We start from the raw sequence: 14,934 nt of genomic DNA, 5'->3' as shown, positions 1-14,934 counted from the left end.
CAATCCTCAAACAGAGCTGATTAATAGAGATTTACTAAAAATACTACGTTATGAAAAACCTGGAAATAATCGGTGTTAGCCCGATGGAGCGGCCGGATGTAGCGCTGGCATTAGCGCTTTCGGAGGCAGGCGCTTTCCCCGTAATCCACCTCGGGCGGGATCAACAAATCGCTACGAATGCATTGGGGAAAATGGTCGCCAAAAGCAAAAAGCCCTTTGGTGTATGCTACTCCGAAAATTCACCTCTGAATATCTCTCTGCCTGAACAAGTAATCCTAGTAATCCTACCATATGGTCTGACATTTCCTAAACCTACCCATTCCATACAAATCATCAGCCAGGTACGCAGCGTGGCCGAAGCGCGGCATGCGAAAGCATCCGGCGCGACGGGCATTATCGTAAAGGGCAATGAAGGAGCCGGCCTGGTGAGCAACGATTCTTCCTTTATCCTGTTTCAACGTATAATAAGGGAGGTTAGCGATATCCCGGTCTGGGTACAAGGCGGGATTGGTGTCCATAATGCAGCTGCGGTGACCGCTCTCGGCGGCCGCGGCGTCGTTCTCGACAGTCAGCTCCTCCATTTTCCCGAATGCTCGGCACCAGCTTCACTTAAAACCATCTGCGAAAAGCTAAGCGGCAATGAAACCCGCGTGTTCGACAGTTTTCGGGTACTCGTGCGGCCCAACTCGCCGGCATTGCCTGCACAACCCGCCCGCGACGACCTGCATCCCTACCTGCACACGCTCGACCTCGACCAGGGTTATATCCCGATGGGACAGGACATCGCCATCGGTACCGACCTTGTTAAACAATACAAGAAGATCCCCCGGCTCGTTTTTGCATTTAAAGAGGCCATGAATGGCCATTTGCGACAGGCCAAACATCTCAACCCACTGGCAGCCCACAATCCGCTGGCACAGGCACTCGGCACACACTACCCCATTGCCCAAGGTCCTATGACACGCGTCAGCGATGTGCCGGCATTTGCTGCGGCCGTCGCCAATGCCGGAGCGCTACCTTTTGTGGCATTATCACTCCTGAAAGGCGAAAAAGCACGAAATCTGATCCGCGAAACGCGTGGACTGGCGGGCGATAAACCGTGGGGCGTCGGGATCCTCGGTTTTGCAGACCCGGAGCTCCGCGAGGAACAGCTTGCTTACATTACCGAAGAGAAGCCGCCGGTGGTGCTCATCGCAGGTGGGCGCCCTTCCCAGGCGAAACCACTGGAAAAGCTGGGTATCAAGACATTCCTGCACGTTCCATCGGCCCCATTGCTCGATATGTTCCTGAAAGAAGGTGCCAGGAGGTTTATTTTCGAAGGCCGTGAATGCGGCGGCCACGTAGGACCGCTTTCTAGTTTTGTACTTTGGGAAAAACAGATCAACCGACTTTTGCAGGAAGAACAGACCGATCAACTGGAAGTGTTCTTCGCCGGGGGGATTCACGATGCATTTTCGGCTGCAATGATCTCCGTGATGACGGCTCCATTGGCCGCGCGAGGCATCAAAGTCGGTGTTTTGATGGGTACTGCTTACCTGTACACGCAGGAAGCCGTCGCCACCGGCGCCATTTTGCCGGGGTTCCAGGCACAGGCTTTGGAGCATACCGAAACTGTGCTGCTCGAAACCGCTCCCGGCCACGAAACGCGTTGCCTGGAATCGCCTTTCACCGCTGATTTTAATGCGGAAAAAGAAAGAATGGAACAGGCTGGCCTGGACAAAAAAGAGATTTGGGCGGAGCTCGAAAAGCTCAACGTCGGCCGGTTACGCATCGCTGCCAAAGGGATTGAAAGACAGGCCGATAACCTGGTGAAAATCGGAGAAGAAGAGCAGATGTCCCGCGGCATGTATATGATTGGCCAGGCAGCCTCGATGCTCGACAAAATCATGACCATGAACGAGTTGCACGAAGACGTGGCAACCGGCAATTACACATACATCGGCCAGGCAAACCTGCCGAAAGCGCCGAGAAGAAAGAAGAAGGCATTGAACGTCGCCATTGTGGGAATGGCTTGTATCTATCCCGGTTCCCGCAATATCGAGGAATTCTGGGCCAATATTCTGGCCGGCACCGATTGGGTTACCGAGGTACCTGACGCCCGCTGGAACAAGGAGCTTTATTACAACCCTACCGTTTCGGACGGCAGCAAATCGCATTCGAAATGGGGTGGTTTCATCCCAAAAATAGATTTCGATCCCCTGGAATTCGGCATTCCACCGCAATCGCTGGCCGCCATCGACCCTACCCAATTGCTGAGCCTGCTCGTGGCCCGGCAAGCCCTTGAAAATGCAGGGTACGGCCAGGATGTCAACCGTGAAAACGTGTCGGTGATCATCGGCGCAGAGGGCGGCAACGACCTGGCCAATAATTATGGATTCCGCTCGCTATACACGCAATTTTTCGGAGAAATCCCCAAAGAACTCGACGACGCGCTACCCAAACTGACCGAGGATTCGTTCCCGGGCGTGCTCGCGAACGTGATCTCCGGCCGCATTACCAACCGCCTGAACCTGGGCGGCCGTAACTACACCGTGGATGCAGCCTGCGCTTCGTCCCTGGCGGCGATCGACCTGGCTTGCCAGGAACTCGTGCTGGGCCGCTCCGAAATGGTCCTCGCCGGCGGTGCCGACCTGCATAACGGTATCAACGACTACCTGATGTTTTCCAGCACCCACGCACTCTCCCGCAAGGGCCGCTGCGCCACTTTCGACGCGGATGCGGACGGTATCGCATTGGGTGAAGGGGTGGCAATGGTGGTGCTGAAACGCGAAAAAGACGCATTGCGCGATGGCGATACCATTTACGCGGTCATCAAGGGTGTAGGCGGTTCCAGCGACGGCAAAAGCCTCGGCCTCACCGCCCCGCGTAAATCGGGTCAGGTAAAAGCGTTGGAACGCGCTTACGATCAGGCTGGTATCTCCCCGGCCGAACTGGGCCTTGTGGAAGCGCATGGCACAGGCACGGTGGTTGGAGACAAAACCGAACTCAGCGCATTGACCGAAATGATGCTGGCTTCCGGCGCATTGAACAGCCAGACACATCTGGGCTCTGTGAAAACGCAGATCGGCCACACCAAATGTGCAGCGGGGCTTGCGGGCCTTATCAAAGCTGCCTTAGCGGTGTACCACGGTATCAAGCCGCCGACCATTCACCTGAAAACGCCAAACACTTACTATAATCCGGCAACCAGCCCGTTCGCATTCCAGACCAAACCAGCGCTTTGGACGGACAATCGCAGGGTTGCGGGCATCAGCGCATTCGGTTTCGGCGGAACGAACTTCCATGCCGTGATCGAAAGCGCTTCTGCCGGAAACCCGCGCAAATCCGTGAAGGTCTGGCCGGCTGAAATGCTTGTGTTTCGGGGAGAAACACTGGCGGAAGCGTTGAAGCTCGTAAAAAACGCTCATAATATTCTTGAAAATGAATCGGTTACATTGCGGGATGTAGCTAATAGCCTCAATCTATATAGCAGCCAGCCGGTGCAGCTTTGCATTGTAGCTGAAAATCATGACGATGCCCGTGCCAAACTGAACCTGGTGGCGGGCGCCCGGGAAACGCAAACGCTAACCGGTACGGCAGCGAAGGGGATTTATTACACCCAAAACCTTACCGGCAAAGTAGCGTTCATGTTCCCCGGCCAGGGCAGCCAGCGTGTAGATATGGCGCGCGATCTGTTCGTGGCATTCCCCGCCATGCGGAAGTTATTGAAGAAACATCCTGCCTACCAGCAGATTATCTTCCCGGATGCCGTTTTCGACGAACAATCCGCCCGCATTCAGAAGGAGAAAATCAAAGATACACGCCTTGCACAACCGCTGCTAGGGATAGTCGACCTGGCGATGGCAGAACTGCTGAAAGACTTTGGCATACAACCTGATATGGTAGCCGGCCATAGCTACGGCGAGCTACCTGCCTTGTGTTTTGCTGGGGTTTTTGAAGCAAACCAACTCGTTCCGCTCAGCGAAAAACGGGCGAAATCCATTCTCGACGCGATCGGCGACGACAAAGGAGCCATGGTGGCCGTGAACTGCCCGGAAGACGAACTGACCCGCATTGTGTCGGAGATCAACCATATTTACCCGGTAAACCACAACTCGCCGCGTCAATGGGTGCTGGCAGGTACCACGCCGGCCATCGCCGAGCTGACTGCGAAACTGACGGCTATGAAAATATCTTTCCGCCAGCTGGAAGTCGCCTGCGCGTTCCACAGCCCGCTTCTTGCCGGCTCGAAAGGGCTTTATTCGGAGGTTTTGCGTGACGTTCAGTTCAACGAGCCTGCGTTAACCGTCTGGTCAAACACCACGGCTGCCCCGTACCCTGTTTCTCCGGAAGCGATCAAGGAACGCCTGTCGGATCACCTGGTGAGACCAGTGCGTTTCTCGGAAGAAGTGGCGCAAATGTATGAGGACGGCGCCCGCATTTTTGTGGAAGTAGGACCGGGCAAAGTGCTTACGGGCCTTACCAAATCGATTTTAGGAAAAGAAGAAATCTGCCTCCACACCGAAGACAAAGACCAGCCGGGAATTGTACAGTTACTGCACACCCTGGCTGGCTATGTCGCCACGGGCAGAAATATTGATTTTAACAAACTATTCGAAGATCGCGACGCCCGCGTGCTCGACCTCGACAAACCGGAACAATACCGCAAGAGCGTCACTACCTGGCTCGTAGACGGCCAAATGGCACTTCCGTTGCACGGCAAATTACCGGAACACGGGGCATTGCCGGTAACCACACCGTTGAAACTGGCCGCATTCCAGCAGCCGGCGACCGTCGCTACGGCGGGAACCGAAGCTGAGCGGGTGGTTCATGAGTACCTCAACAGCGTAAAATACCTCATTCAGGCACAGCGAGATGTGGTGCTGGGTTACCTTGGACAGTCGCCTTCCAGACCTGTCGAAGGTTACGAACCTGCCCTGGGCGGGCTGGCTGGCCATGCACCGGTACCTGTTCCAATCGTCATCGGAAATGCCTTGCAGGAAGCCCAGCCGGTTGCAGCTTATACGGCACCGACCAGGACTGTTGTAGATGTGAAAGCGCTGGTCATGCAGGTGATTAGTGATAAAACGGGCTATCCGCAAGAAATGCTGGGCATGGACATGGACCTGGAAGCCGATCTGAGCATCGATTCCATCAAACGGATGGAGATCATCGGCGAGCTACGCAAGCAACTGGGCGGCTTCGACGCCGGGCAGCAAAGTGAAGAGGCGGTGATCGAACAGCTGGCAGCTATCAAAACACTGAATTTACTCATTAACTGGATTACCGAACATCAGCAGCAGGCGGCAGCAGCCACTGCCGCTACCGAGAATGTGCCATTGAGCAAACTATCCGTAACACAGGACGGAGTTATCGAAGAATGGCCCGAAAGCCGCATTAAATCGGTGCTGCTGGAAGCGGTGAGTGCCAAAACCGGCTACCCGCAGGAAATGCTGGGTATGGATATGGATCTGGAAGCCGACCTCAGCATCGACTCTATCAAGCGCATGGAGATCATCGGCGAGCTGAAAAACAATATCGACGGCCTGATCCGGATCTACCAGGAACGAGGCGAAGAGCTGGTTGAAAAGCTGGCGTCCATCAAAACCCTGAACGGATTGATCGACTGGCTTTCGGAAGCGTTATCAGGCGCACAGGACTCCATTCAAAAAGCAGAAAGCCTGAATGTAACGTCCGTCCCGAAGCCGGTATTGAACGAAAAGCTTTCACGCCTGCGGTTCGGCTTGACGCCTTCCCTGATCCCGGCCCCGAACCCCGCGGCATTGAAAGGTAAGCGTTTCGCAGTAACCGACGATGCCGGCGATGTGGCCAAGTCTATTAAGGCCCTTTTTGAACGGAATGGTGCGGATGTGAGCATTATTTCAACGGAAGAATCCCTGCAAGGCTTCGATGGACTGATCATTCTCAATATTTTCACTTCCCGTCTGAAACCGACGATCATCGAATCGTTCTCGCTGATCAAAAAACTGGATTTCGGCAAGGTAAGATGGATTTACACCATTTCGGACACGCAGAGCGTGCTCGACAAGAATACCGACGTAAAGCTGCTACGGCATTTCCAGGGCTACGCGGGTCTTTTGAAAAGCCTTGACAAGGAATATGACCAAACCAAATGCCGGCTGGTGAGCATTACCTCCCAGCTTTCGGCGGATAAAATTGCGGATATCACTTTGAACGAAATCCTGCATACCGATGAGCCCTGCGAGGTGGTTTATGAAGGTAATCAGCGCCAGACTGTGGAGCTGATCCCCTCCGAAATCGTCACCGGCGCCGCTCCGGACATTCACCTGGACAGAAAATCGGTCATACTCGCACTGGGAGGCGCGCAAGGCATTACTGCCGAGCTAACCGTACGTTTCTCGAAAGATTATCCCTGCAATTATGTGCTCGTAGGACGTTCCGCCGACCCGCGCACACAGCCCGACCAGTCGTTTGCGGGCATAAAAAACAAGGAGGAAATCCGCAAGCGCATCATTTCCTCGGGAGCATTTAAAACCCCGGCAGAGATCGAGAAAAAGACGGAAGAAGTCCACAAGGCGAACCAGATCCTCGGTACCATTTCGGCACTGGAAGCGAATGGTTCGACGGTAACGTACTACTCGCTCGACCTGCGTGACGAAAAAGCGCTGATTGCGATGGTAGAAGGTTTGTACGATCAATACGGCCGCATCGATGGGGTGATCCACGGGGCGGGCTTGCTGGAAGACAAGCTGTTCCATCAGAAAACACCGGAATCGTTTGAGCGCGTTATGTCGACCAAAGTAACACCGTTGCGCGTTTTGGCCGAGCATTTGAGGGATGACGTACAATTTGTGACCCTGTTTTCGAGCGTTGCCTCCGTTTACGGTAGCCGCGGGCAAACCGATTATGCCGCCGCCAACAGCGTGCTCGACAAATATGCGCGGGAACTCCAAAAGAAAATCAAGGGCAAGGTAACGGCCATTAACTGGGGTCCGTGGAAAGGTACCGGCATGGTATCGCCTTCACTCGAAAGGGAATACGAACGCCGCGGGATCCCGCTGATCCCCCTCGGCGACGGCATGGAAACATTTGTCAATGAACTGAAATACGGCACCGAAAGCCAGGTACTGATCATGGCCGAATAGCAAGCGCTACGCATTGAACAACTTGTGACCATCATGAAAAGAAATGCAGATATAGCCATTATCGGTATGTCGGGTATCTTCCCCGGGGCAGGCGACCTCAACGCCTTCTGGGAAAATATCCGTAACGGTGTGGACGCCATCGAAACCGTGCCGGAAAGCCGGATGGGAAGCCTTTTCTTTGAAGAAAATGCGAACGCCCAGGTGGTAACAGCGTCCGCTGTGGACCGGTTTTACTGCCGCCGCGGTGGTTTTATAGACAATTATGCCGAATTCGACCCGATCCAGTTTGGCATTTTGCCGCTGGCCGTGGAAGGTACCGAGCCGGAACAGCTGCTTGCGCTTAGCCTGGCGCACAAAGCATTGGTAGATGCCCACGCGTTCAGCAATGGCGCCAATTTTGCCAAAACAGGCATTATCATAGGCAAAGGCAACTACACAGGTCCGGGCGCTACCCGTGCGATCGAGATCGTGCGCACAGGGCAACAGATCGTGGAAGTGCTGCAGAGCATCCTGCCCGACCTCAAAAGCGAAGACCTTGAAAAGGTAAAAAATGAATTCCAGCAGAAAAAGGGACGTTTCTCTGCGGATACCGCCATGGGATTGATCCCCAACCTCACTGCTTCCCTGGTAGCAAACCGGCTGGACCTGGGCGGTACCGCTTACACGCTGGATGCGGCCTGCGCGAGTTCACTGCTCGCAATCGATCACGCGGTGCAAGAACTAAACTCCGGCCGGGCCGATATGATGATCGCGGGCGGCGTACACGCCTGCCAGAATGCACCGTTCTGGAGCATATTCCACCAGTTGGGCGCATTGTCCAGAAACCAGCAGATCAGGCCCTTCGACCAGCGCGCCGACGGGCTGCTCATCGGCGAGGGTTGTGGGTTTGTTGTATTAAAAAGGCTTTCCGACGCTATCGCCAGTGGCGACCGTATTTATGCTGTCGTCCAGGGCGTGGGCGTATCGAGCGACGGCGCGGGTGCCAGCGTGATGAGCCCCACCGTGCACGGGCAGGTGAAGGCGATCCGCCAGGCATGGGAAATGGCGGGTATCAGCACAGACCAGATCGGCTACCTGGAAGCACACGGAACCGGCACACCGCTCGGTGACAAGACTGAACTGGAAACACTTGCGGCCGTTTTCGGGCAAAGTGGCACCAAGGCCGGTATCGGATCCGTCAAATCGATGATCGGGCACGCTATGCCCGCTGCGGGTATCGCGGGGATCATTAAAACGGTGCTGGCATTGTATCACGGCCAGCTACCTCCTACCCTGCATTGTGAAGAGCCCGTGGAAGCATTGACCGATACGCGTTTTGAACCCGTAAAACAGCTTACCGACTGGCGACAGTCAGGTTTGCCGCGTTACGCGGGCGTGAATGCCTTCGGGTTTGGCGGGATCAATGCACACGTCGTGCTGGAAGGCTGGGACAAAAGTCCGCGAACCAATGCAGTTAATGCATCTAAAATCAGCACAAATGTCCCTTTGCGTGACGAAGTTTTACTTCTCGCACGCCCCACGCACGAGGCGCTGCTTACTGCATTGGAAACCGGTGAAAAGGAAACCGGTGCGGGCAACTATCGCCTCGCGATCTTCGAACCCACACCCGAGCGCATTGCCAGGGCCATTAAAATAGTTACCAAAAACAATATCTGGCGAAACAAGCAGGACATTTGGTATACACATGAACCTTTGCTGACAAACGGTGGCAAAACGGCTTTCCTCTTTCCCGGTCTCGACGGCCTGGCAGGCGGAGAAACCGACAGCGTAGCCGACTATTTCCAGCTGCCCCGCTATGAAGCCAGTGAAACCAGCGACGAGCAATCGGTCTTCAATACCGCTATGAAACTGCTCGAAAAGAGCAGGATACTCGACTCCGCCATCAAAAAACTGGGCGTTAAACCGGACATGAATGCCGGGCACAGCTTGGGAGAATGGCTTGCAGGACGCTCGTCGGGATTGGCTTCCGAAGCGTCTGTGCTGCAACTCCTTACCCGGCTAAACCCCGAGCTTTTTGAGGTAAAAAACACGAAATTCCTCGCCGTAGGCTGCGGGTACGATCAACTCAAACCATGGCTGGAAGGCAAGCAGGATATTTACCTGTCCATCGACAACTGTCCGCAGCAGGTCATTCTCTGCGGTACCATCGAGGCAGTCGAGGATTTTTCGGCCATTTTACGCACCCATCAGATCTTCCATCAGCAGCTACCCTTCCAGTCCGGCTTCCACTCGCCCTTCGTCAAGGACAAGCTGGACCGGATCCTGGACGGGCTCGAAACGATGGAATTTCAGCCAACAGCCATTCCGCTTTGGTCGGCCACCACGCTGGACATTTACCCTGAATCATTCGATGAAATCCGCTCGCTGAGTATCGAACATCTTGTAAAACCAGTACGCTTCCGTGAGCTCACCGAAAAGCTGTACGCAGAGAATGTGCGGATGTTCGTGCAGGTGGGCTCAGGTGGGCTCGTTGGTTTTGTGGACGATACGCTAAAAGGCAAACCATACAGCGCCATCGCATCGAATGTGCCGATCCGCGGCGGTGTACAGCAATTGCAGCGGGTAATGGCCGCATTGTTTGTGGAAGGTAAAAGCATCGACCTCGCTTTCATGGGTATCGAATCGCAAAAGACCGCCCAGCGCAAACCGATGAAGCTCGAACTCGGCTCGCCATTTGTAACGCAGCTGGATTCATTGAAGAAAATCGCATTGCATCAACCAAAAAAAGAACTCGCGTTGGATGATGTGGCGCATCCACTCATGAAAGCATTGTCGGCGAACCTCGACGAGATCGCCTACGTGCAGTCGGAACTAGCGGGCCTGTTCCGCAACAGGGCCACTGCCGTACCCATTGCCCTGCCTGCTGCACCACCGACAGCCATGAAGTCGCCCGTTCAGCGATTGCCTTTCAAAAAACAGCTCGATATATCATTACAAAACAGTCCGTGGCTCATCGACCACTCGCTTCTCAAACAAAAGCCGGGCTGGCATTGCGTGGAGGACATGGACCCGGTGATCCCGATGACGATGATCTTCGAGGTTTTCGGCGATATCGCCCGCGAGCAGGCGCCGGAACTGCGCGTGCAGAAGATCATGGGTATTAAGGTATTCCAATGGATGAATGTGGTGGAACCGTTTCGCGAAACCGTTACCGGTGAATGGAAAAGTCCAAATCACGTTTACCTGGACCTGGACAGATATGCCAATGCGGAAGTACAGCTTTCTGAAACAAAGGGTATACCCGAGGTGAATGGCTACGATATCGGTGAACCGCTCGGTATCACCATCACGCCCGAGCAGATTTACCGCGAAAATATGTTCCATGGGCCTGCTTACCAGGGTATCCGGAAAGTAATAAGTGTTTCCAAAAACGGGATTACCGGACTCATTGCAGGTGGCACGGGGAAGGGCTCGCTACTCGATAATGCAGGCCAGCTTTTCGGCCTCTGGCTCCAACTCACATTAACCAAAGACCGCATTGCATTCCCGGTAAAAATCAACGAGGTAGAGTTTTACGGCAATATGGAAGATCAGGCGGGCATTTTCGAATGCACCTGCCGTCTCACCGAGCTCAACGACGAATTCGCTACCGCGGATTTTATCCTCAGACGCGACGGCAAGGTATGGTCGATCATCCGTGGCTGGCAAAACCGCCGTCTGGAAATAGACGATAAGCTCTGGAATGTGTCCATGGCCCCGTTGGAGAATGTACTGTCTGAAGAAGTGGCGCCGGGGGTGTTTCTTTTCCGCAATGCCTACCAACGCGTCGTTTCCTGGGATTTTATTCTAAAAAGATATTTCAATCAACCCGAAAAACGGCACCAGCGGGGGTTAATGCCTACTAAAAAGAAGGAATGGATGATCAGCCGGGTAGCAGCCAAGGACGCCACCCGTATGCTCCTGCTGCGGGCACGCAGGGAGGCTTACTTCCCGATCGAATTCGAAATAAGGTCGGATGAAGTGGGTAAGCCCTTTCCGGATGGCCCGATGACGGACGGAATCCACATCTCGCTGGCACACAAGAACCTGGAAGCCGTTGCCATAGCCAGTGAAAAAGGTCCGGTAGGGATCGATATCGAGGAAATTCAGCCCCGGAGCACAGGCTTTACCGAGATCGTCTTCACGCCTTCCGAAATGAAACTGCTCGAAGGCCGCGACCAGGATGACTGGATGACGCGCTGCTGGGTAGCGAAGGAAGCATTCGGCAAGATGCTCGGCAAAGGGCTGATGGGTAATCCGAAGGCCTATCAGATCGAGGAGATTAATGGAGATGCACTGCGCATTCAGGATACATGGATCAATACTATCAAACATTTTAATTACATCATCGGATGGACCAACTGATACAAGAAAACAAGCTGAGCAAGGAGGAGATTTTTGAAACACTCAACCAGTTCATTAGCGAGGTGATCGGCGAGGAATTTGTGGAGGAAATGGATATTTCGCCTGCCAGCTCATTCACCAAAGACCTTGAAATGGACAGCATCGAGATTGTCGCTTTTTCGGAAAAAGTCAAAAACCACTTTGGTTCCAACATCGATTTCACCGGCTGGCTGTCCAACATGGACCTCGACGAGATCATCCAGCTGAAACTTGAAAACATCGTCAATTACATTCAGGAATGCCAATAATCAATCTGCCGAATGTCCGCCTGCACGTACAGGAACTGAACCCCGAAGGCCGGGAGACCATCGTCATGATCCACGGCATGTTCAGCAACCTGGCCGTATACTATTTCAACATCGCACCCATGCTCGCGAAGCATTTCCGCGTGGTGCTCTTCGATATGAAAGGTCACGGCATGAGCGAAAAAGTGCAAACCGGCTACGACCTCACCTCGATGACCAACGACGTGCGCGATCTGATGGACGAGCTCGGTATTGAAAAGGCGCATTTGGCTGGTTACAGTTACGGCGGACTGGTGGCACTCAAAATGGCAACCCGCTTTCCCGAGCGCGTAGGCAAGCTGGCGATCATCGAAGGCCCCGACCCGAGTGAGCAGGAAACGCTGACGATCATCGATACTTACAGCAAGGAATTTCTGATCCATTACATCGAAAACTTTGCCGACACGACCCGTTTACTTGCAGGAAAAAGACAGTTGGAGAAGAACCACCAGATGTACGAGTTTTTGTTTAATGAAACTTCCATCCGGTCGGATATGGAGGGTGAAAAAGGCTTTTTTAATGACCCGGCAGTAGCGGAGATTTCGCATGAAACGCTGCTGATCTATGGTGAAGAATCCAATTGTGTACCCTCTGGCCGGACGCTGGCTTCGAGGATAAAAAACGCGACGCTGCTGCTTGCCCCGGGTGACCACAATGTGCCCGTCCAGCAGCCGGAGGTAATTGGTACCGAGCTTGCGAAGTTCTTCCTGAAGGACCTCAACCTTTATCAAACCGATTTATTGATGCACCATTAAATGGCCAGATACGCATTTATCGTACCGCCGCTAACCGGCCACATTAATCCGACGCTCAGTGTCGGCGCGGAGCTTCTTGCGATGGGCCATGAGGTAGCGTGGATCAGCCTCGACGAGCAGTTGCAGGCAAAGCTGCCCTCCGGCGGCCAGTTGCTGGTGATCCGCTACGACCAGGACGATTCCGAAAAGCAGGCCAATGCCGAATACCTCGATATCATTACCAAAAAGAACGTCTATGGCATCGAGAGCATCAAGTTCCTGTACGAGGAAGTGCTCGTGCCACTGAACCGCTATATGTTCGACGGCATCATGCAGCTGCTGCAAAGCTGGCAGCCCGAGGTCGTTATCAACGACCACCAGGTTTTTGCGGGCGGTATGGCCGCACATTTGCTCGATATTCCCTACGCTACCTCAGTAACCGCCCCGGCGGCCGTGAAAATGATGGAAGATTTGCCCAAAATCCATGAATGGGAAGTAAATCAGATCATTGGGCTGCAACAGGAACTGGGTATTGAAGGTCAAAAATCGCTTGCTACCTCGGATTTGCTCACGCTCGTTTTTACCTCACGCGAATTTTTCGGGGAAATGGAACTGCCGGAACACTACCGCTTTCCCGGGCCTGTGATCAGCAATCGCATTGCCGACATTCCTTTTGACTGGGAAAAATTAAACAGCCAAACTGTTCCCAAAATCCTGATTTCCATTGGTACCACCTTCGATCATCAGTTCAAAAAAGATTTCTTTTCGAAAGTGACCGAAGCATTCGGCGGCGAGAAAATATTTGTGATTGTGGTTTCCGACGAGGCTTTGTTCGAATCCTGGCCTTCCAATTTTTTGGTACAACAACGCGTGCCGCAGCTTGAACTACTGCCACAGCTGGACGGCGTAGTGTGCCATGCGGGCCACAATACCGTTTCGGAAGCCCTGTCAAATGGGTTACCGCTGGTGGTGATCCCGATCGCCTATGACCAGTCGCACGTAGCCGGGCGCGTGGTGGCGAACGGGTGCGGCGTAAGGCTCAATTTCAACCGGTTTAAAGCACCGCACCTTAAAAACGCGGTCAACGATACATTAAACGATCCGTCTTACCGGCTCGCGGCCGAGCGTATCCAGGGCTCGTTCGCGCAGGCCGGCGGTACCCGCACCGCAGCACAGTGGCTCGATCAGATACCAGTCAAAGTCTTCCAGAATGTCTTCCAGAATGGCTAAATTTCTATTTGTAGTACCTCCGTTTTTCGGGCATATCAGCCCTACCCTGAGTGTGGGCGCTAGTTTGCTTGCCCATGGTCACGAAGTAGCCTGGACGGGCCTTATCCCTCTCGCGGACAAGCATATCCCTGAGGGCGGGCGCTATATCCTGCCCGAAGCCGAACTCGCACCGTATCAGGAGGAGATCGAACGCATCCTGAAACGACAGGACGATGGCCCTTCCCTTTCCGGACCCGAGGTAATGAAACTCGCATTGGAAGAAACTTACATTCCTTTCGCAAGGATCATGGTGCCCGGCGTATCACGTGTTGCCGACGATTTCCAGCCGGACATCATCGTGAACGACTGCATTACCTTCGCCGGCGCGTTGGTGGCTTACCTCAAAGGCATTCCGTGTGTTACCACCACGCCTGTGCCACCGGACGTAATGGGCGATACGGCCAATTCGGCACCCAAAATCTTTGAATGGCAGCAGAACCTGATCAAAGGCCTGCAACACGAGCTAGGTATTTACACCGACGACTTTGTGATCCATTCTCATCAGATGAATATCGTATTCACGTCCAGGGAGTTTGCCGGATTTACCGAACCCGATCCGCATATGAAGTTTGTAGGCCCCGTTAAAGGTCGCCCGAACGAGACGCCTTTTGATTGGGACAGACTTGAAAAAGCCACTACGCCCAAAATATTTGTGTCGCTGGGCACATTGCTGGTCGATATCAGAAAAGAATTTTTCCTGAAACTCATCGAAGCATTCGGCAATGAGCCTGTCACGATCGTGGCCGCTACCGACCCGTCGGTGATCGATGAATGGCCGGAGAATTTCATTGTCCAGGGGTTTGTGCCCCAGGCCGATATTATTCCTAAAATGGATGCGGTGATTTGCCACGGCGGTTTCAATACCGTGAACGACACGTTTATGAACGGCCTGCCGATGCTCATCACCCCTATTGCCTATGACCATTTCCACACCGCGGCATTGATCGAAAATGCAGGTTGCGGTATTAAGGTAAGGTACAAACGCCTCCGCGTGGCCGATGTTAAGAATGCCATGCGGGAACTGCTCGAAAACCCGAAATACCGAAATGCTGCCCGACATATCCGCGACACTTTCAACGCGGCCGGCGGCAATGCGAGGGCGGTGGCGTTACTCGAAGATTTCGCGCTTACAAATCGTATAACCGAAAATGCGTAGCC

General features: G+C 53.8%; 6 protein-coding genes. All 6 read left to right on the top strand.

The window, feature by feature from the left end; genetic code table 11:
* The first annotated feature begins 50 nt into the window (after positions 1-50).
* From AAHB90_RS04570 to AAHB90_RS04545, 6 genes are read left to right on the top strand one after another with little or no spacing between them, the layout of a single operon-like run.
* Positions 51-7,106 carry an SDR family NAD(P)-dependent oxidoreductase gene (locus tag AAHB90_RS04570; RefSeq protein ID WP_342083727.1) on the top strand — a complete coding sequence of 2,352 codons (7,056 nt, stop codon included), beginning with the start codon at positions 51-53 and terminating at the stop codon, positions 7,104-7,106.
* A 33-nt stretch (positions 7,107-7,139) separates the two neighbouring features.
* The gene (locus AAHB90_RS04565; RefSeq protein WP_342083726.1) at positions 7,140-11,450 is read left to right on the top strand and encodes a type I polyketide synthase; all 4,311 of its coding nucleotides are present in this window, start codon (positions 7,140-7,142) and stop codon (positions 11,448-11,450) included.
* Positions 11,438-11,737, top strand: a complete 300-nt coding sequence (locus AAHB90_RS04560; RefSeq protein ID WP_342083725.1) for an acyl carrier protein — start codon at positions 11,438-11,440, stop codon at positions 11,735-11,737. Before AAHB90_RS04565 ends, AAHB90_RS04560 begins: the two co-directional genes overlap by 13 nt.
* Positions 11,728-12,528 (top strand): alpha/beta fold hydrolase, encoded by an 801-nt coding sequence (locus tag AAHB90_RS04555; RefSeq protein WP_342083724.1) that lies wholly within the window; start codon positions 11,728-11,730, stop codon positions 12,526-12,528. The genes AAHB90_RS04560 and AAHB90_RS04555 overlap by 10 nt, the downstream gene beginning before the upstream one ends.
* Positions 12,529-13,737 carry a glycosyltransferase gene (locus tag AAHB90_RS04550; RefSeq protein ID WP_342083723.1) on the top strand — a complete coding sequence of 403 codons (1,209 nt, stop codon included), beginning with the start codon at positions 12,529-12,531 and terminating at the stop codon, positions 13,735-13,737.
* Complete coding sequence (locus AAHB90_RS04545) at positions 13,730-14,932, top strand: glycosyltransferase (protein WP_342083722.1); 1,203 nt, start codon at positions 13,730-13,732, stop codon at positions 14,930-14,932. Before AAHB90_RS04550 ends, AAHB90_RS04545 begins: the two co-directional genes overlap by 8 nt.
* The last annotated feature ends 2 nt before the right edge of the window (positions 14,933-14,934 follow it).

Origin of the sequence: Dyadobacter sp. OTU695 (genome assembly GCF_038440355.1) — a bacterium.
In the GTDB taxonomy this organism is placed as follows: Bacteria; Bacteroidota; Bacteroidia; order Cytophagales; family Spirosomataceae; genus Dyadobacter.
This window is presented reverse-complemented; position numbering and strand designations above follow the sequence as displayed.